We start from the raw sequence: 20,048 nt of genomic DNA, 5'->3' as shown, positions 1-20,048 counted from the left end.
AGCCTCCCCGGTTCCCCCAGTTCCCCCGGCTGCCCCGGCTGCCCTGGGCAGCCCTGGGCAGCCCTCAGCTGCCCGTGAGTTCTCCGCTGAGTCTGCCGTGCAGCGCCGCGCTCGGGTCGTTCAGACCGGTGATCTCCACGGTCTTGCCGCGCTGCGCGTACTTCGCCTCGATCGCGTCGAGGACGGCGACGGACGAGGCGTCCCAGATGTGGGCCGCCGAGAGGTCGATGACGACGCGGTCGGGGTCCGTGGCGTACGCGAACCGGCCCACGAGTTCGTTGGCCGACGCGAAGAACAGCGCGCCCGTCACCCGGTAGACCACGGTCGTGCCGTCGGGATCGGTCACGGCGGTCACCTCGGCGTGATGGGCCACCCGCCTGGCGAAGATCACCATGGCGGTGACCGACCCGGCGACCACTCCGACGGCGAGGTTGTGGGTGGCGACCACGCACACCACGGTGATCACCATGACGGCGATCTCCCCCACGGGCATGCGCCTGAGGGTGGCCGGGGCGATCGAGTGCCAGTCGAAGGTCGCGAAACACACCATCACCATGACGGCCACCAGGGCGGCCATGGGGATGTCGGAGACGACCGGCCCGAAGACGATGCAGAGCACCATCAGGAAGGCGCCCGCGAGGAAGGTGGACAGCCGGGTCCTGGCGCCGGACACCTTCACGTTGATCATCGTCTGGCCGATCATGGCGCAGCCGCCCATGCCGCCGAAGAAACCGGTGACGATGTTGGCGATGCCCTGGCCGATGGACTCGCGGGTCTTGTCGGAGCGGGTGTCGGTGATGTCGTCGACGAGCTTGGCGGTCATCAGGGACTCCATCAGACCGACGAGCGCCATGGCGAAGGCGTACGGCGCGATCGTCATCAGGGTGTCCGCGGTGAACGGCACGTCCGGCAGGCCGGGCGTCGGCAGCGAGGACGGCAGTTCGCCCTTGTCCCCGACGGTGGGCACGGCGATCCCGGCGGCCACGGTCACGGCGGTGAGGGCCACGATGGACACCAGGGGCGCGGGGACGACCGTGGTGACCTTCGGGAGGAACACCATGAGGAGCAGGCCGGCCGCCAGGAGCGGATAGACGGCCCAGGGGACGTTCCGCAGCTCGGACACCTGGGTCATGAAGATCAGGACGGCCAGCGCGTTCACGAACCCGACCATCACCGAGCGCGGGATGAACCGCATCAGCTTGGCCACCCCGAGCGCGCCCATGATCACCTGGATGACGCCGGCCAGGATCACGGCGGCGATCAGGTACCCGAGGCCGTGTTCACGGTTGAGCGGTGCGATGACGAGCGCGACGGCGCCGGTCGCGGCGGAGATCATCGCCCGGCGTCCGCCGACGATCGCGATGGTCACGGCCATGGTGAAGGACGCGAACAGGCCGATCGCGGGGTCGACCCCGGCGATGATCGAGAAGGAGATCGCCTCGGGGATCAGCGCGAGGGCGACGACCAGTCCGGCCAGCACCTCGGTGCGCCAGACCTTGGGATCGGTCAGCCAGTCGGGACGCAGACGCGCGACGGAGACACGGGCGGGCGAAGAGGACAAAGGAGGGGGAACCTGTCACGCGTGGGCACGCCCCGCGGCGGACGTGGCCGGGGCATGTGCGGATCTGCGCCGGGGGCGCCGTCGGCCCCGACATGACGACGGCGGGGCCGCAGCCTGCCGCCCTCGCCATCGGCAACTGTACCGGCGGTGACCGGCACGGCGACGACGGAGCCGTGGACGATCACGGGTGCGGGATGCCGGGGGCGCACGACACCCGCCTGGGACCGTGCGATCCGGCCGGCGGCCGAGGAGCGGGGCGAGGGCGTCCGCGTGTACGCGTCACGGTGGACCGGCCCGGGGCCCGATCCTCCGCCGAGCACCAGGAGCGTGTCGCCGCGGACGTCCACGGCCGGCTGTCCACCTCGCGTGCGCCGTACCGACGCGGCCGGGCCGAGCGCGCCCCGGCCACGGCGCCGGCCCCGGTCCCGGGTGGCTGCCCCGGTCCCGGTCGTCGGGGCCTTACGGCGCCATCTCGTACGTGCCGGACAGCGCCGCGACGCGCTCCCAGACCCGGCCCGAGCGGGCTTCGTCGACGACCGGGCGCCGGACGGCTCCCAGGGCCCACGCCTGCTGCTGCTCGGTGGCCGAGTCCTTGCCGTGCAGCTCGATCGCGTGGGCGGAGAAGTCCCGTACGAGCACGGCGAACAGCTCGTCGAGGACGTCCTCGTCGAGTTCCGTCAGGCGGGCCTGCTCCAGGACCAGCTGGCCGTGGACGACGAGCGCGAAGAGCTGGCCGACGGCAAGGAGGAGGTCGAGGTCGCGGCTCTGCTCCTCGTCGGGCGCGGCGGTGCGGACGAACTCGCAGAGGGCGTCGGCCTGTTCGCGGAGGCGGGCGACGTTCGGCACGCCGGCGTACGTGTCGTAGGCCGGGCGCCAGTCGTGGAAGCGGACGGAGCCGAGGCCGCGGGCCGGTCCCTGCCGGAAGAGGAAGGTGTCGTCGGCCGCGTCGAGCCGGGTCGGTACGGGCTCGTAGTCGGCCGGCGCGAGGAGGTGGTTGCGCATGAACTTGAGGATCAGCGCCAGGTTGACGTGGACCGTGCCCTCCAGCTTCGGCAGGCCGCGGATCTCGACGGCCGCCTGGGCGAAGTAGTTGTCCTTCTCGAAGCCCTTGGCGGCGATGACGTCCCACATCAGGTCGATGACCTTCTCGCCCTCCGTGGTCACCTTCATCTTCGTCATCGGGTTGAAGAGGAGGTAGCGGCGGTCGTCGGGGCCGGCGGAGCGGAAGTAGTCGACGGCGCGGTCGCTGAACAGCTTCATGCCGACGAGCCGGACGTACGCGTCGGCCAGCTCGCGCCGCACGTGCGGGAAGGCGGTGACGGGGCGGCCGTAGAGGATGCGGTTCTGGGCGTGGGTGACGGCCTCGTACATCGCGTGCTCGCAGATGCCGATCGAGGCGGTGCACAGGTTGAACTTGCCGACGTTGACGGTGTTGAGGGCGGCGTCGAAGGCGGCGCGGCCGGTGTGCAGGACGTCCTCGGCGGCGACCGGGTAGTCCTCCAGCCGGAACTCGCTGACGAACTTCGAGGAGTCGACCACGTTCTTGACGAGCTGGTACGCCGGGTGGCGGCTGTCCGCGGCGAAGAAGACGTAGCCGTCGGGGCCCTCGACGTCGGTGCGGCGGCCGAAGACGGAGACGAGCCCGGCGGCGTTCCCGTTGCCGATGTAGTACTTGGAACCGGTGGCACGGAACCCGCCGTCGGCCTCGGGCTCCAGGAGCATGTCGGTGGAGTAGATGTCGGCGCCGTGGGTCTTCTCGGAGAGACCGAACGCGAACACCTCTCCCTGAGCGAGGAGGTCGGCTGCGCGGGTGCGGGCGGCGGCGTTGTCGCTCTGCCAGACCGGGCCGAGGCCGAGGATGGTGACCTGCCAGGCGTACCAGTAGTCGAGGCCGTAGAAGCCGAGGATCTCGTTGAGGGCGGCGATACGGGCGGTGTCCCAGCGCTTGTCCTGCCCGCCCTCGGCGGCGTCGGCGCCGGACGCGCCATCGGTCGCCGCCTCGGCGGACGGCGTCAGGAAGGTCTCGAACAGGCCCTCCTTGGCGGAGAAGGCGAGGAAGTCGCCCAGCCAGGCCCGCGTGCGGTAGTCCTCGATGATCCGGCGCTTGCCGCGCGCCTCGAACCAGTCGACGGTGGCGCGGAGCAGCCGCCGGGTCTCGGGGTCGAAGTGCGCCGGGTCGTAGGTGTGCGGGTTGAACAGCAGCGAGTCGGCCATGGGCTCCGTCTTTCGGTCCGGTGGGGTGCGATGGAGAGCTGTGGAGAGCTGTGGGGTGTTGCGCAGTGCCGTGACGTGCGGTGGCGTGCGGTGGTCGTGGCGGTGCGGAGGCGCGTCTCAGCGCGCGCCGGCGAGCCGGTGGAGGGTGGCGAGGACGTCGTCGAGCCAGGCCAGCGTCATCCGCTCGTACGCGATGCCACCGCGCAGGACGACGTGCTGGAGCTCCCGGCCGGCGTCGAGCGGGGCGGCGGAGGCGGGCGGCGCGTCCTCCCCCGGGAAGTCGCGTTCCTCGCCGGCGAGGTAGTGGGCCAGGCGCTCGGTGTGCGCGCGCCGGTGCCGCTCGACCTCGTGGATCAGCGCGGCCGGGTCGTCGAAGGCCGCGCCCCGGATCTTCACGGCGAGGTCGTGCCGGATGCTCTCGGGCTCGATGGGCTCGTGGATCCAGCTGGACAGCACGGCCTGCCCCAGGTCCGCGACCGTGTACTCCTTCTTGTCCGGACGGCCCTGCTGCGGGACGTCCCGGACGTCGACCCAGCCGTCGCCCTCCATCCGCTTGAGCACGCGGTAGATCTGCTGATGGCTGGCGGTCCAGAAGTAGCCGATGGACCGCTCGAAGCGCCGGGCCAGCTCGTAGCCGGACCCGGGCTTCTCGAGGAGGGACACAAGAATCGCGTGTTCGATCGCCACACCGGAATCCTTCTATGCAACTCGTTGCATAGGCAAGCGTGACCGCCCGGGTGAGACGCGGCTCACCCGGTCGGCTCGGTGCTCGCCGTACGGTCCCGGTGGGCATCGCGTCGCCCGCGCCGTGGCGTGGGGCTCGTCGAGGGCGAGGAGCCGGCGTCCGGCAGCGAGGCCCTACGCGCCCGCCCGGGGCTCACCTCCGGTCGGCGGCCCTGTCGAGTTCCTCGTCGAGGGCCATCGCGGCGGTGATGAGGGCGAGGTGGGTGAACGCCTGCGGGAAGTTGCCGAGTTGTTCGCCGGTGCGCCCGATCTCCTCCGCGAAGAGGCCTACGTGATTGGCGTACGTGAGCATCTTGTCCATCGCGTAGCGGGCCTGGTCGAGGCGGCCGGCCCGGGCCAGGGCCTCCACGTAGAGGAAGCTGCAGAGCGAGAAGGTGCCCTCGGAGCCGCGCAGTCCGTCGGGGGACGCCTCGGGGTTGTAGCGGTAGACGAGGCTGTCGGTGACGAGCTCACGGTCCATGGCGTCGAGCGTGGAGAGCCACGAGGGGGCCTTCGGGGAGATGAAGCCGACCAGCGGCATGAGCAGCAGGGACGCGTCGAGCACCTCGCTGTCGTAGTGCTGGACGAAGGCCTTGCGCTCGGGATTCCAGCCGCGTTCCATGACCTGGACCAGGATCGCGTCGCGCTGCGCGGTCCAGCGCGCGAGGTCGGCGGGGCGGGCGTACTCGTGGGCGAGGCGGATGCCGCGGTCCAGGGCCACCCAGCACATCATCCGGCTGTACGTGAAGTCCTTGCGTCCGCCGCGCGTCTCCCAGATGCCCTCGTCGGGGCGGTCCCAGTTGTCGCAGAGCCAGTCGAGGAGCGCGGAGAATCCCTTCCAGCCTTCGTAGCCGGCGAGTTCGGCCAGGTCCGGCGAGTGGGTCATCGCGTAGGCGAACTCGCCGTAGATGTCGAGCTGGAGCTGGTCGGCGGCTCCGTTCCCGGCCCGTACGGGGAAGGAGTCGCGGTAGCCGGACAGGTGCGGCAACACCTCCTCGGACAGCCGGGGATCGCCGTCGACCCGGTACATGATCTGCATCGGCTCGCCGCCCGGCGGGCGCGCGGCGCGGCCGCGGGCACCCAGCCAGCGGCGGAAGGCGTCGGCCTCCTCGACGTACCCGAGGTCGAGCAGGACCCGCACCGAGAACGACGCGTCGCGGATCCAGGTGTAGCGGTAGTCCCAGTTGCGCTCGCCGCCGATCTGCTCGGGGAGCCCCATGGTGGCGGCGGCGATCGGGGCGCCGGACGGTGCGTAGATGAGCAGCTTGAGCGTGATGGCCGAGCGGTTGACCATGCTCTGCCAGCGACCCCGGTACCGGCACCGGCGCATCCATCCGTGCCAGAAGACACGGGTCTCCTCCAGGGCCGCCTGCACGGAGTCCTCGGTGATCGGCCCGGCGGCGCCGGCTCCCGGGGCGGAGGTCTCCAGGACGATTCCGGCGGTCTGGCCGTGCCGGAGGGTGACGGTGGCGCGCACGTCCTGCCCGTCGGCTGCCAGGGGGATGCTGCTCCGCAGGTGGACGTCGAGGTCGGGGCCGTGGAAGGTGGCGGCGTCGCCGTCGAGCGTGAGGGTGTGGGGTGCGCGCCCGTAGTCGAAGCGCGGCCGGCACGCGACGTCGAAGGTGAGGGTGCCGCGCACGACCCGCAGGGCCCGCACGAGGCGGTGCCGGTCGGTGGGTACGTCATGCCGGTCGTCGACCGGCATGAAGTCGACGACCTCGCCCACCCCCTCCGGGGTGAGGAACCGGGTGATCAGGACCGCCGTGTCGGGCAGGTAGAGCTGGCGGACGGTGACGTCGTCGTGCGCGGGGGCGATGGTGAAGTGGCCGCCGCGCTCCTGGTCGAGCAGTGAGGCAAAGATGCTCGGCGAGTCGAATCGGGGCGCGCAGAACCAGTCGACGGCGCCGTCGGCGGAGACCAGGGCGGCGCTCTGCAGGTCGCCGATCAGCCCGTGGTCGGCGATCGGGGGGTACTCGGGCACGAGCGACCTCGATTTCTCCCGCGGCTCCGGGCCTTCGGTGCCACCTCGGCACCGTTCCTCGGCGTTACCTGGGTGCCACTCCTCGGCGCCACCCGGGCACCGTTCCTCGGCGTTGCTCCTCGGCGCCACCTGGGCACCGCTCCTCGGCGTTGCTCCTCGGTGCCACTCCTCGGTGTCACCCCTCGGGTCCACGCAACCGGCAGCCGGTCGCCTCGGCAACGCGGAGGGACCGACCGGGCGAACCCCGCCTGGTTGCCGGACACCTCTGCGCACACTCCCTTCCCTGCTGTCCGACCGGTCGGTATGTTGCCGCTGATGTTGCTCGCCCTGCCGACCGCGCGTCGCCCGCGGGACGGCCTGCCGTGCCGCTCGCGACTGCCGAGTTCTCCTGGAGGACACCATGCACGAGACCCCGCCGACCGAGGGGCACTGCGACCCCCGCTTCGCCGCCGTACGGGAGGCCTTCGAGGACAACTTCCGCGCGAGGGAGGAGCTCGGCGCCGCCGTGGCGGTCCAGGTCCACGGCGAGACCGTGGTCGATCTGTGGGGCGGCTGGGCGGACGCCGCCCGCACGCGCCGGTGGGAACGCGACACCGTGGTCAACGTCTGGTCGACGACCAAGGGCGTGACCGCGCTCTGCGCCCATCTGCTCGCCGACCGGGGGCTGCTCGACCTGGACGCGCCCGTCGCGACCTACTGGCCGGAGTTCGCCGCCGCCGGGAAGGAGAAGCTTCCCGTGCGCGATCTCCTCTCGCACCGTGCCGGCCTCCCCGGCCTGCGCGAGCCGCTCACGCTCGCCGAGTTCTACGACTGGGAGGTGACGACGGCCCGGCTCGCGGCGACGGAGCCCTGGTGGGAGCCCGGCACCCGGTCCGGCTACCACGCCATGACGTACGGCTTCCTGGTCGGCGAGGTGATCCGGCGCATCACGGGACGGCTGCCCGGAGCCTTCCTCCACGAGGAGATCACCGGGCCCCTCGGCATCGACTTCACGATCGGGCTGCCGGAGAGCGAGGCGGGCCGGGCCGCCGAACTCTTCCGTCCCCGGACCTCGTCCGCGAGCGAACAGGCCGCGGCCTTCGACCGACTGGAGCCCGCGGCGCAGGCCGCCCTGGCCAACCCGCTCGTCGGCGTCACCGAGGCCAACAGCCCCGCGTGGCGCGCCGCCGAACTGCCCGCGGCCAACGGCCACGGGACGGCGCGCGCGGTCGCCCGCCTCTACGGGCTGCTCACCGGGCAGGGCAGGGCCGGCGAGGACCAGGTCCTCTCCGCGGCGGCCGCGGAGAGGGCCCGCGAAGGACAGGGGGCCTGCCGGGACCTGGTCCTGGGCGCGGGATTCGCCCACGACACGGAGTGCGCCCTCGGCTTCTGGCTGAGCGGCGCCAACGCCTCGTACGGCCCGAATCCGCGCGCCTTCGGCCACGACGGCTTCGGTGGTTCCTGCGGATTGGCAGACCCGGAGTCGGGGGTCTCGCTGGGGTACGTGATGAACCGCATGGGCCCGCGCATCGCCGACGATCCCCGGAAGACGGCTCTGGTCGAGGCGGTGTACGCGGCGCTCTGACGCCGGACCACGACGGGAACCGGCCATCCGGCCGGCCCGGACGGAGGGCACGATTCCGGCATTGAGGGGCGCCCGCGCGTGGACCACATACGCAGGGGCGCCTTTCTCGCCGCCGCCGAGGAGCCCGCCCGCGGCCCCACCGGCCGACCGGGAGCCCGGCAGGATCTGTGCGGGTGCTACCGCCCCGGCGCGGGCCCGGCGCTCCGCCCGCCGGGCCACGGCGGGGCGGGCGCGAGCGACACGGGACCGGGACGCGACGGAGGGGCTGAACTGGGACATCGGTACGAGCACTTCCGCTTCCCGCACCGATTCGATCACCCTCGACTCACGCCTACACAGCAGCCCCTGAAAGGACATCAGTAAATTTCTGCAAGCGCCTGCACGCTCCCGCCCGGCCACCCTCGCCGCGACGCCCGTCTCGACCCCGAGAACACCTCCCGGCGCTCCCACCACATGAACGCGCGTAGATAGGCCGAAAGGGGTTCTTGCCGCCGGGCCGCTCGGATTCGAGGATTCCCCTGTCGAGATTGACAGGTTCATGGCGAGCCGGACTCCCTCACCAGGGACCTGCCCGCTCGGCGTCGAAGGGACCGCCCACCCAGCGGTTCCCCCACTCCCCCACCGGAGGATTCAGTGAACCTCAAGCGTCTGTCCCCCCTCGGCGGCGCGGCCAAGGGCGCACGGCTGATCGCCGTGGCCTCCGCCCTGCTCGCCGCCTCAGCGCTTGCCGTCCCCGCCTCGTCCGCCGCCACCGCGGTGGAAGGCCGGGCCACCGCCGCCCAGCTCGCCGTCGCCGACCAGGCCGTACGCGGAGCCGACGTTCCCGGCACCGCGTGGTACACCGACCAGGCCACCGGGAAGATCGTCCTCACCGCCGACTCCACCGTCTCCGCCGCGGAGATCGCCAAGATCAAGAAGGCGGCGGGCGACCGCGCCGCCAGCCTGGAGATCAAGCGGACGACCGGCACGTTCAACAAGCTCATCGCGGGCGGCCAGGCCATCTACGCGGGCGGCGGGCGCTGCTCACTCGGCTTCAACGTCCGCAGCGGCTCCACCTACTACGCCCTGACCGCCGGTCACTGCACCAACATCGGCAGCACCTGGTACACCAACTCGTCCAACACCACGGTGCTCGGCACCCGGGCCGGCACCAGCTTCCCGACCAACGACTACGGCATCATCCGGCACTCCAACGCCTCGGCGGCGGACGGCCGCGTCTACCTCTACAACGGCTCCTACCGCGACATCACCGGCGCGGGCAACCCCTCCGTCGGACAGTCGGTGCAGCGCAGCGGCAGCACCACCGGTCTGCGCGGCGGAACGGTCACCGGTCTCAACGCGACCGTCAACTACGGCGGTGGCGACGTCGTCTACGGTCTGATCCAGACCAACGTCTGCGCCGAGCCCGGCGACAGTGGCGGCGCGCTCTTCTCCGGCACGACGGCGCTCGGCCTCACCTCCGGCGGCAGCGGCAACTGCTCCAGCGGCGGCACGACGTTCTTCCAGCCCGTGACGGAGGCGCTGAGCGCGTACGGCGTGAGCGTCTTCTAGTACCGGACGCGCCCGCGGTTCGTGAACCCAGGAGTCGGCGGCCTCCGGGATGCACGAACCGCAGGTCGTACACACAGGCCGGCGGCCCTCAGGGCCGTCGGCCTCGTCGCATGCGCGACCGAAGGCGTGGCAGCCGGGCGCGGCGCTCTGCGTCCGCCGTCGGCAGGTGGTCGAGTCAGCGATCCAGCTCCTTGTGGGCGGTCTCCGGCAGCCTGAGGTACACCACCGAGGAGACGAGGCACAGGGCGGCCACGTACCAGGGGAAGAGACCGCCGACGTCCCACTCCTTGAAGAGCGTGCCGACATACGGTGCCGTGCCGCCGAAGAGCGCCACCGTCAGCGAGTACGGGAACCCGATCCCGGCCGCCCGCACGCGCGCGGGGAACATCTCCGCGTTCACCGCGGCGGAGATCGAGGTGAAGCCGGTCAGCAGCACCATGCCCGCGCACTGCACCAGGAGGAGGGAGAGGAACGAGCCGTCGAGCGCACGCAGCAACGGCACGGCGAGGACCGCGAAGCCGATGCCGAAGAACAGCAGGGACGGCTTGCGGCCGAAGCGGTCGGAGAGCAGTCCGCCGACCGGCTGCAGCAGCGCGAAGAACGCCAGGGAGAGGGTTCCGGCCAGGAGCGCGTCCGCCTTGTCGATGCCGGTGTTGAGCTCCGCGTACGTCGGCAGGTAGGAGGTCCACGTGTAGTACGCGAGGGTGCCGCCGGCCGTGATGCCGCCGATCAGCAGCGAGGCGCGGGGGTGGTGGCGCAGGGCCTCGAAGAGCCCCGGGCGGGGCGCCTCGCGCTGGGCGACGCTCCTGGTCTCCTCGGCACCCCGGCGGATCCAGAAGCCGGCGAGGCTGAACACCGCACCGAGCAGGAAGGGGATCCGCCAGCCCCAGCCGTTCATCCGGTCCTCACCAAGCTGACCGACCAGCAGGGCCGCGATGCCGGAGGCGGCGAGCTGTCCGGCGGAGGTGGACACGTACTGGAAGGAGGAGAACAGACCGCGCCTGCCGGGACCTGCCGACTCGACGAGGAAGGTGGTCGACGCCGCGAACTCCCCTCCCACCGAAAGTCCTTGAAGAAGCCGGGCGATCACGAGCACGACGGGGGCGAGGACGCCGGCCGCGGCGTACGTCGGGGTCAGACCGACCAGCAGACTGCTGCCGCCCATGAGCAGGATCGTCGCGGTGAGGGCCGTCCGACGTCCGCGCCGGTCGGCGAGCGCGCCCATGAGGAGTCCGCCGACGGGGCGCATGAAGAAGCCGACGGCGAAGACCGCGAAGGCCGACAGGAGAGGGACGAGGGAGTTCCCCGAGCCCTTGGGGAAGACCTGGTTCGCGATGTAGGCGGCCAGGAAGGTGTACGCGTACCAGTCGTACCACTCCACGGCGTTGCCGACGGAGGCCGCGAGGAGCTGACGTAACGGGCGCCGGGAGGAGGGAGGTCGTGACGGAGCCGCGGGATCGGAGGAGGTCGTCGTGGTGGCGTGGGGAGTGGCGGCTCGGGGACTGCCGACGTGGGGACCGGCGGAACGGGGAGGGGTGGAACGGGAGGTGGCGTCGTGGTGCCCTTGAGGCGTGTCGGTCATGATCACGCCCCTGCCCCGGCTCACCCCGCCGTACGCGTCAGTCGACCGGCCAGGTGTGCGCCGGTGCGTTCAGATGCATGTACTCGATGTACTGCTGTGTCATCTTCCGCAGTGCCTGATGCCGGTCCGCGTGGTCGATGTCATGGATGTGATGGAACATCTCGGACTGCCACTGCGCGCCGTTGCGACCGCTGACGCATCGCTGCTCGATCACCCCGAGGAGCGGCTCCCGCCGTGACGCCTCAAGGCCCAGCCGTTCGAGGCCGCGGTCCGCGAGCGGCAGCAGCCGCCGCAGTACCAGCTCGGTCACCGGGACCTCGCCCATCCCGGGCCAGTACACCTGCGCGTCGATGCCGTGCCGGGCGGCGGTGTGCAGGTTGTCCTCCGCGGCCGCGAACGACATCCGTGTCCAGACGGGCCGGTCCTCGTCGACCAGGGCCCGGATCAGCCCGTAGTAGAGCGCGCCGTTCGCCAGTGTGTCGGCGACGGTGGGCCCGGCGGGGAGCACCCTGTTCTCCACGCGGAGGTGCGGGACGCCGTCGACCACGTCGTAGACGGGGCGGTTCCAGCGGTAGACGGTGCCGTTGTGGAGGGTCAGCTCGGACAGTCCCGGGGTGCCGCCCCCTTCGAGCGTCCGCTCCGGGTCCTCCTCGTCACAGAGGGGCAGCAGGGCCGGGAAGTAGCGGGCGTTCTCCTCGAAGAGGTCGAAGACGGAGGTGATCCACCGCTCGCCGAACCACACCCGCGGCCGTACGCCCTGCACCTTGAGCTCGTCGGGCCGGGTGTCGGTGGCCTGCTCGAAGAGGGGGATACGCGTCTCGCGCCACAGCTCCTTGGAGAACAGGAACGGCGAGTTCGCCGCCAGTGCCACCTGCACGCCCGCCACGGCCTGCGCGGCGTTCCAGTGGTCCGCGAACTCGTCGGGCGACACCTGGAGGTGGAACTGGGTGCTGGTGCACGCCGCCTCCGGCGTGATCGTCTCCGCGTGGGTGCGCAGCCGCTCCACACCGTCCACGGAGATCAGCAGGTCCTCGCCCCGGGCGGCGAAGATCTGCTCGTTCAGGAGGTGGTAGCGGGGGTTCTCGGAGAGCGACGTGGGGCCCGCGTCCTCGAGCTCCAGGGTCGGCAGGATGCCGATCATGACCAGGTGCGCGCCGATCCCCGCCGCCTGCTGCTCGGCGTGGTTCAGCGCGTCACGGATCTCCTGCTCCCAGGAGTCGGGACCGCCGCCCGCGCTGAGCCGCCTCGGTTCGAGGTTGATCTCCAGATTGAACCTGCCCAGCTCGGTCGCCCAGGCGGGATCCGCGATCGCCTCCAGGACGTCGGTGCTGCGCATGGCCGGCTCGCCGGCGGCGTCCACGACGTTCAGCTCGATCTCCAGGCCGACCTGCGGCCGCTCGAAGTCGAACCGCGACTCGCGCAGCATCCGCGCGAACACGTCGAGACATGCGTGCATCTTGTTCCGGAATCGGCGGCGGTCTTCACGGGTGAACTCCTGCGCCGGAACGTCACGTCCCATCGGGCCCTCCCGAGTCTCGTCGGCACGGACCTCCACCATCCAGCGTCCCACTCCCGGGGCCGGTCAACCACCGAGGCGGACCGAAGCGCTTCCCACCGGCGCTCCCGATCCGAGGTACCCCGGAAAGGCCTCGGTGCGTGTCGGTGCCGGGGCGTAGGCTTCGTGACGCCGTCGGCGAAGCAGGCCGGCGCGACAGGACGGGGGCGGGGGCATGACGGCTGACGCAGCTGGAGCGACGACCGGGGCGGCCGGGACGACGGCGACGGGCGGGACGCACGGAACCGCCGGGACGGGCAGCACCGCCGGGACGGGCAGCACCGGCGGGACGGGCGGAATCGGTGGGGCGCGCGGGACGGCCGCGACGTGGTCATCGAACCTCGACTCGGTCGTCGTGTACGCGCAGGGGGCGCTCTGCCGCCGTCTGGCCCGGGGGCCCGTGCCCTCGGACGGCCGGGTGCGCGTCACGGGGCTGCCGCGCTCGCTGGACCCCGGCTCGCTGCGGGCCCGGGTCCTGGGCACCTCCGGGCTACGGGTCACCGAGGCCCGGGTGGAGATCGAGGCGGAGCCGCTGGGTACCGCGTCCAACGCACCGGAGGGGTTGCGACGCGAGGTCGAGCGGCTGCGCGACGCGTACGCGGCGGCGAAGGGCCGCCGGGACCGGCAGCAGGGACTGATCGCGGAGGTCGGTGGGCTCCGCCCGGTGCCGCCGGCCCGCAAGCGCGACGACCCGCACCGCCGCACCCCTGTCGACGCGTGGCTGGAGCTCGCCGAGTTCGTCGACGAGCGGCTCACCGGACTGCACTCCCGGCTCGCCGAGCTGGAGGAGGAGCTGCTCCGGGCCGAGCACGAGCTGTCCGTCGCCGCGGACCGGCTCGCGCGTGCTTCCAGCGCGACCCCTTCGACGCACGTGGAGACCACGGTGTCCGCGGTCCTGACCCTCGTGGGGGCGGACGGCGACACCGGGGTCGAGGGCGGTTCGCGGGCCGAGGCGGACGGAGGGACTCGGGCCGAGGCGGGGCGCGAGCTCGAACTGGAGCTGGAGTACGGGGTGCCCGGCGCCGTCTGGGTGCCTGCCTACCGTCTCACCCACCGTCAGGGCGACGGCACCGGCCGCCTGGTGCTGCGCGCCTCGGTCGCCCAGCGCACCGGCGAGGACTGGACCGGCGTACGGATCGCCCTGGCCACCGCCGATCTGCGGCGCCGCACCGACCTGCCGAAGCTCCGCTCGATCCGGATCGGCCGCCGCCAGGCGGCCCCGGCTCCTTCCGGCTGGCGTGAGCCTCCGGCGGGGCTCGCCGACCTGTTCGCCGGATACGCGGCGGCGGGCCCGCGCCCTCTGCCGCCCCGCGCTGCCGGTGCCGCGGCACCAGAAGCGACCGGCGGCACCCTCGGGGGAGGCTTCGTCCCCGGTCCCGTACCGCTGCCCGCGCCGACGGCACCCGGTGGGCCGCCCATTCCGCCGCGCGCGCCCCAGGCCTTCGGCGCACCGCCGTCGATGCCCCCGGCCTACGGCGCACCGCCGCCGGCGCCGGGAGGCGGGTACGGCTCCGCCCCCGAGGCCTTCCGACGTGAGGCCTCCCCCGACTTCGCACGGCGGGCACCGGCCCAGCCCGGCGGCATGCCGCGCGGCGGCGGTCCGTCCTTCGCGGGCGCCCCGGCCCCGATGGCTGCCGCGCCGCCCGGTGCCGCCCCGGCACCGCCGCCCCCTCCCCCGCCGCCCGGGCCGCCGCGGCCGAGCGGCGACGAACTCGACTACGCCGCCCTGGTGCTGTCCGGCCCGGACGAGTCGAGTGCGCGCAGAGGCCGTCTGTTCCCCGCCTCGCCCGTCGACGCGGTGGCGGCCGAGCACCGCCGTCGAGCCGATGCCGTGGCCTCGCTGCCGCTGCCCGGCCATGCCGTTCGACCGCGCGAGTCGGCGGGTTCCTTCGACCATCGCTTCGATGCCGCCGCCCGCGCCGACGTGCCGTCGGACGGCTCCTGGCACACCGTCACCGTCGGGGAGATTCCGGTCGGTCTGCGCACCGAGTACCTCTGTGTGCCGTCCGTGGAGCAGACCGTGTACGCGACGCTGGTCCTCTCCAACGCCACGGACCAGGCGCTGCTCGCTGGCCCGGTGGAGGTCACCGTGGACGACGACTTCCTCCTGACCACCGCGTTGCCCACCCTCGCCCCCGGCGGCGTACGCCGAGTGGGACTCGGGCCGGCCGAGGGCGTCCGGGTCACCCGCCGCACGCACCTGAACGAGTCGACCGCGGGACTGCGCAACAACATCACCGTGCTCGACCACCGCGTCCACATCGAGCTGGCCAACGGGCTCGCGAGGCCCGCCACGATCGAGATCCACGAGCGGGTGCCGGTCACCTCCGACGCCGACGTACGCGTCGAGGAGCGGGCCGGCTGGACGTCGCCGGTGGACGGCGGGACGTCCGAGCAGCATGCCCCGGGCACCCGCGTCCGGCGGGTGGACCTGCCCGCCGGTGGCACCACCGCCGTCGAAGGCGGTTACGAGATTCGCATCCCGGCCGGCAAAGCCCTGGTCGGCGGCAACCGCAGGAGCTGAGACACCCTATGTCCACCGCCTCGAAGACGAGCACAGGCGCCGGCCCGGCCGTGCCGTCGTCCCGCGTGCCCGCGGCCCCCGTCCCCGTCACCGCCGCCCCTGTCACAGCCGTCACCTGCCTGGAGGACCGCGCCCACATCGAGCGCGCCGTCGAGCTGGACCTGGCGGCCGGGATCCAGCGGCTGCGGCTCGGGCCGGTCAGCGCGCTGGCCGTCGACCGTACCCTCCACGCCGAGGTGACCTCCGGTCACCCGGCCACCGTGCTCGACGTACGCGTCGTCCGCGGCTGGGAGCCGCGCGCGCCCCGGCGGCCGGCCGCCGACGACTCCGCGCTGCGCCATCGTGTCCACGCCCTCGACGAGGAGCGGCGGGACCTGGAACAGCGGCGCGACCGGCTCCGGACCCGCCTCGACGTACTCGGCCGCCTCGCCACCGATGTCCTGCGGGACATCGGCGAGGGAGCCGGCTCCGGAGAGTCCGAAGGGCCCCGCTGGATCCGCGAACTGGACAGGGTGGACGCCGAGCGCGAGCGGTACGGCGAGCGACTCCGTACCGCAGAAGCCCGGTTGTCCGCGCTCTCCGCCGAACTCGGCGAGGTCCGGAGGGCCATGGACGCCACCGAGGAGGAACCCGCCGAGCTGGTCGCCCATGTCGAGCTGACCGTGGAGGCCACGACGGCCGGGCCGGTCGGACTGCGCCTGAGCCACCTCGTCCCGTGCGCGCTGTGGCGGCCCGCCTATCGCGCCGTGCTCGACGGCGCCGCCGTGTCCTTCGAGACCGACGCGATGGTCTGGCAGCGCACGGGCGAGGACTGGTCCGGGGTCGAGCTGACGCTGTCGACCGCCAGGTCGGCGCTGGCCACCGAACCGCCGTCGCTGGGCGAGGACCGGCTGGTCCTCAAGGACCGGACGGCGGCGGAGCGGCGCACGGTCGACGTCGAGCTGCGCGAGGAGGACATCAGCGATCTGGGGCCTGTCCCGGTCCTCGGGCTGCCCGGTGTGGACGACGGCGGCGAGACGCGGGTGCTGCACTCCCCCACGCCGGTCTCCGTACCCTCGGACGGCCGGGCGCACCGGGTGCCGCTGTCCGTCTTCGGCGCGGAGGCCGGCAGCGAGTACGGCTGCTCGCCCGAGGTGTCGCCGCTGGTCACGCAGGTGGTGCGGTTCGACAACCTGTCCGGGCACGTGCTGCTCGCCGGACCCGTCGACCTGATCCGCGGCAGTGGCTTCGCCGGCCGGGGCACTCTCGAGTTCACCACCCCCGGCGCCCCGGTCGAACTCGCCTTCGGCAGCCGTGACGACCACCGGGTGGTCCGGGAGACGGAGGAGACACGGGACACCACCGGGCTCACCCAGCGGACGGTGGTCACCCGCACCGTCCGGCTGCACGTGTCCCGGTTCTCGGCCCCCGGAGAGTCGGACGACCGGGTGGTCGTGCTCCGGGAGCGGATCCCGGTCTCGGAGGTGTCGGCGGTGGAGGTACGGCTCCGCAAGGAGGCCTGTTCCCCTGCGCCCGACGCGGTCGACGCCGAGGGCATCGTCCGCTGGGACGTCACCCTGCCGCCCGGCGGCCGGCGCACGGTCACGCTGGTGTACGAGCTGTCGGCGAGTTCCAAGGTCGCCGGGCTCTGACGGAGCCCTGCGGGGCACCGCGGGGGGGCATCCGCCGACCGGGCCCCGCGGCGCCCCGACAGTTCGTTCATCGGATTTCACCTTTCTCGCATGAATTCCGGGTCCGGGAATGCCGTCGGCCACAGAAGCGGCCCGCAGGCGCCTTTTCCGATTCCCCCCGCTTGTTCCGCGGCGGCGCCCTGCGTGTTCTCTCAGCGGTGCGGTCCCCAGTGCGCGACCATACGGACGCCGAGTCGCCGTGCTCGACACCTGAAGAGCAGACGACGTCACGAGCATGCGGCCGGCAGACGGAAACATCGCGACAGGAAGAAGGACGTACGTGTCCGGCAGCGAAAGCGAGAACCCGGCAATCCCCGCCCCGGCCCCGAAGGAGACGCCCCCCAGGACGAACCGGGACTGGTGGCCGAACCAGCTGGACCTCACGGTCCTCCACCAGCACTCGCCCCAGGCCGATCCGATGGACGAGGACTTCGACTACGCGGCGGAGTTCGCGACCCTGGACGTCGACGCGCTGAAGCAGGACGTCTTCGAGGTGATGACGGCCTCGCAGGACTGGTGGCCGGCGGACTACGGCCACTACGGGCCGCTCTTCATCCGGATGAGCTGGCACGCGGCGGGGACGTACCGCATCGAGGACGGCCGGGGCGGTGGCGGCTCCGGAGCGCAGCGTTTCGCGCCGCTCAACAGCTGGCCGGACAACGCGAGCCTCGACAAGGCACGCCGGCTGCTGTGGCCGGTCAAGCAGAAGTACGGCCGGAAGATCTCCTGGGCCGACCTGCTGGTCTTCGCCGGTAACTGTGCCATGGAATCCATGGGATTCAAGACGTTCGGATTCGGATTCGGCCGTGAGGACATCTGGGAGCCCGAGGAGGTCTTCTGGGGACCCGAGGACGCCTGGCTCGGCGATGAGCGCTACCGCGGCGACCGTGAACTCACCGGTCCTTTCGGCGCCGTGCAGATGGGCCTGATCTACGTCAATCCGGAAGGCCCCAACGGAAATCCGGATCCGATCGCCGCGGCCCGGGACATTCGCGAGACGTTCGGTCGCATGGCGATGAACGACGAGGAGACGGCCGCGCTGATCATCGGCGGCCACACCTTCGGCAAGTGTCACGGCGCGGTCGATCCCACGTGCATCGGTCCGGAGCCGGAGGCCGCCCCCATCGAGCAGCAGGCCATCGGCTGGCGCAACACGTGCGGCAGCGGCAAGGGGGCCGACGCGCTCACCAGCGGCCTGGAGGGCGCGTGGACCACCGCGCCGACGACGTGGGACAACGGCTTCCTCGACAACCTCCTCCGGTACGACTGGGAGCTGACGACGAGCCCGGCGGGGGCACAGCAGTGGACCCCCACGGACCCCGCGGCCCAGGGCACGGTGCCCGACGCCCACGATCCGTCGAAGCGGCACGCGCCGATCATGCTGACGACGGACCTCTCCCTGAAGCTCGATCCGGTCTACGGGCCGATCGCGAAGCGGTTCCACGAGAACCCGGACCAGCTCGCCGACGCCTTCGCCCGCGCCTGGTACAAGCTCCTGCACCGCGACATGGGGCCCGTCTCGCGGTACCTCGGGCCGTGGATCCCCGAGCCGCAGCTGTGGCAGGACCCCGTCCCCGCGGTCGAGCACGCGCTGGTCACGGACTCGGACGTCGCCGACCTCAAGCGCCGGATCCTCGACTCGGGTCTCTCCGTGTCCCGGCTGGCCACCACCGCGTGGGCGTCGGCCGCGAGCTTCCGCGGCACGGACAAGCGGGGCGGCGCCAACGGCGCCCGGATCCGGCTCGCACCGCAGAAGGACTGGGAGGCCAACGCCGTTCCCGAGGTGGCCGAGACGGTGACGGCCCTCGACCGGATCGGGCGGGAGTTCAACGACGGCCAGTCCGGCGGAGTGCGGATCTCGCTCGCCGACATGATCGTCCTGGGCGGCTGCGCGGCCGTCGAACGGGCTGCGAAGGGCGCGGGTCACGACATCACGGTCCCGTTCTCGCCGGGGCGCACGGACGCCTCGCAGGAGCAGACCGACGTGGAGTCGTTCGCCGTGCTCGAACCGCGGGCGGACGGGTTCCGCAACTACCTCCAAACGGGCGAGAAGCTGTCGCCGGAGACCCTCCTCCTCGACCGCGCCGCCCTGTTGACCCTGACGGCGCCCGAGATGACGGTCCTCGTCGGTGGCATGCGGGCGCTGAACACCGGATTCCGCGGCTCCCGGCACGGCGTGTTCACCGACCGGCCGGAGTCCCTGACCAACGACTTCTTCGTGAACCTGCTCGACATGGGCACGGAGTGGAAGCCGTCGACGGCCACCGAGAACGTCTACGAGGGGCGCGACCGCGTCACGGGCGAGGTCACGTGGACGGCCACCGCCGCCGACCTCGTCTTCGGCTCGAACTCCCAGCTCCGCGCGCTGTCGGAGGTCTACGGGTCCCGGGACGCGGGCGAGAAGTTCGTCCGTGACTTCGTGGCGGCGTGGAACAAGGTGATGAACCTGGACCGGTTCGACCTCTCCTGACCCGGCACTCCGGTCCGCCCCGGCTCTCGACGACCGGCCGGGGCGGACCGCGGAGGCCCGCCGCTCACTCCTCCAACAGACGGCGGGCCTCCGCGAGGAGGCGCAGGAGTTCGGCCCGCGCGGGGTCCTCGGGGGCGGCGGGCTCGGCCCCGCGAGGTGCGTGGGTGGTGAGGACGTGCAGCGCGACGGCGGCCTGCCGGGCGAAGAGGCTCAGCAGGTCGAGCTCGGACAGGCTGGACCGGGCCTGCGGAGACGGGTCGAGCACCTCCAGTACGCCGAGGACACGGTCCCCGTGCACGAGCGGCGCGGCCATCAGGGCGTTCGGCACGAAGCCGGTGGACCGGGCGACGTCCCGGTCGAAGGACGTGCTGTCGTGCAGGTCGTCGACGACCATCGGCTCGCCCGAGGCGGCGACCCAGCCGGCGATCCCCCGGCCCGCCGGGAAGCGCCGGCCCACCAGGAACTCCTGTCCCTGCCCGGAGACGGCCTCGAAGACGAGCTCGTCCGCTGCCGCCTCCAGAAGCAGGATGGAGCTCGCCTCGGCGCCGAAGATGGCGCGCGCGGTGTCCACGACCGACTGCAGGAGCTCCGCCATGGCCGGATCGGGCCGGGGCGCTGAGGGGACGGCGGGGGCGATCGTCTGAGCCATGGGG

General features: G+C 72.4%; 12 protein-coding genes. 5 read left to right on the top strand and 7 right to left on the bottom strand.

The genetic code is table 11. From position 1 onward, the window contains the following. Positions 1–64: 64 nt before the first annotated feature. The 4 genes from ACZ4XX_RS22025 to ACZ4XX_RS22010 all read right to left on the bottom strand — a co-directional run bounded on the left by ACZ4XX_RS22025 (position 65) and on the right by ACZ4XX_RS22010 (position 6,479). Positions 65–1,561 (bottom strand): SulP family inorganic anion transporter, encoded by a 1,497-nt coding sequence (locus ACZ4XX_RS22025; protein ID WP_468509552.1) that lies wholly within the window; start codon positions 1,559–1,561, stop codon positions 65–67. Between the two features lie 459 nt (positions 1,562–2,020). Beyond that, a complete protein-coding gene (locus ACZ4XX_RS22020) occupies positions 2,021–3,775 on the bottom strand; it encodes an acyl-CoA dehydrogenase family protein (RefSeq protein ID WP_468509551.1) in 1,755 nt (584 codons plus the stop codon). A gap of 117 nt (positions 3,776–3,892) precedes the next feature. Beyond that, positions 3,893–4,462 carry a PadR family transcriptional regulator gene (locus ACZ4XX_RS22015; RefSeq protein ID WP_468509550.1) on the bottom strand — a complete coding sequence of 190 codons (570 nt, stop codon included), beginning with the start codon at positions 4,460–4,462 and terminating at the stop codon, positions 3,893–3,895. Positions 4,463–4,652: 190 nt separating this feature from the next. Beyond that, positions 4,653–6,479: a glycoside hydrolase family 15 protein gene (locus tag ACZ4XX_RS22010; RefSeq protein WP_468509549.1), complete on the bottom strand. Its 1,827-nt coding sequence runs from the start codon at positions 6,477–6,479 to the stop codon at positions 4,653–4,655. A gap of 400 nt (positions 6,480–6,879) precedes the next feature. On the opposite strand from ACZ4XX_RS22010, the gene ACZ4XX_RS22005 reads away from it, so the two are divergent. Both ACZ4XX_RS22005 and ACZ4XX_RS22000 read left to right on the top strand, forming a co-directional pair. Further along, on the top strand, positions 6,880–8,043 hold the full coding sequence (locus ACZ4XX_RS22005; RefSeq protein ID WP_468509548.1) for a serine hydrolase domain-containing protein: 1,164 nt from the start codon (positions 6,880–6,882) through the stop codon (positions 8,041–8,043). Between the two features lie 633 nt (positions 8,044–8,676). Continuing rightward, positions 8,677–9,594 (top strand): S1 family peptidase, encoded by a 918-nt coding sequence (locus ACZ4XX_RS22000; protein ID WP_468509547.1) that lies wholly within the window; start codon positions 8,677–8,679, stop codon positions 9,592–9,594. Between the two features lie 175 nt (positions 9,595–9,769). On the opposite strand, the gene ACZ4XX_RS21995 is transcribed toward ACZ4XX_RS22000, so the two are convergent. Together ACZ4XX_RS21995 and ACZ4XX_RS21990 are read right to left on the bottom strand one after the other, a co-directional pair. Beyond that, positions 9,770–11,176: an MFS transporter gene (locus tag ACZ4XX_RS21995; protein ID WP_468509546.1), complete on the bottom strand. Its 1,407-nt coding sequence runs from the start codon at positions 11,174–11,176 to the stop codon at positions 9,770–9,772. Between the two features lie 37 nt (positions 11,177–11,213). Next, on the bottom strand, positions 11,214–12,695 hold the full coding sequence (locus ACZ4XX_RS21990; RefSeq protein ID WP_468509545.1) for a glutamate-cysteine ligase family protein: 1,482 nt from the start codon (positions 12,693–12,695) through the stop codon (positions 11,214–11,216). 211 nt (positions 12,696–12,906) lie between these two features. Between ACZ4XX_RS21990 and ACZ4XX_RS21985 the strand changes: the two genes are divergently transcribed. From ACZ4XX_RS21985 to katG, 3 genes are all read left to right on the top strand, one after another. Continuing rightward, the gene (locus tag ACZ4XX_RS21985) at positions 12,907–15,255 is read left to right on the top strand and encodes a DUF4139 domain-containing protein (protein ID WP_468509544.1); all 2,349 of its coding nucleotides are present in this window, start codon (positions 12,907–12,909) and stop codon (positions 15,253–15,255) included. A gap of 8 nt (positions 15,256–15,263) precedes the next feature. After that, a complete protein-coding gene (locus ACZ4XX_RS21980; RefSeq protein WP_468509543.1) occupies positions 15,264–16,886 on the top strand; it encodes a mucoidy inhibitor MuiA family protein in 1,623 nt (540 codons plus the stop codon). Positions 16,887–17,205: 319 nt separating this feature from the next. Further along, a complete protein-coding gene (gene katG, locus ACZ4XX_RS21975) occupies positions 17,206–19,395 on the top strand; it encodes a catalase/peroxidase HPI (protein ID WP_468509542.1) in 2,190 nt (729 codons plus the stop codon). A 64-nt stretch (positions 19,396–19,459) separates the two neighbouring features. Here katG and ACZ4XX_RS21970 read toward each other — a convergent pair whose 3' ends face one another. Then, positions 19,460–20,044 (bottom strand): GAF domain-containing protein, encoded by a 585-nt coding sequence (locus ACZ4XX_RS21970; RefSeq protein WP_468509541.1) that lies wholly within the window; start codon positions 20,042–20,044, stop codon positions 19,460–19,462. Positions 20,045–20,048 lie beyond the last annotated feature (4 nt).

The organism is Streptomyces sp. NPDC029956, from assembly GCF_055574655.1.
The sequence above is the reverse complement of the archived record's forward strand: the minus strand, read 5'-3'. Positions and strand labels throughout refer to the sequence as shown.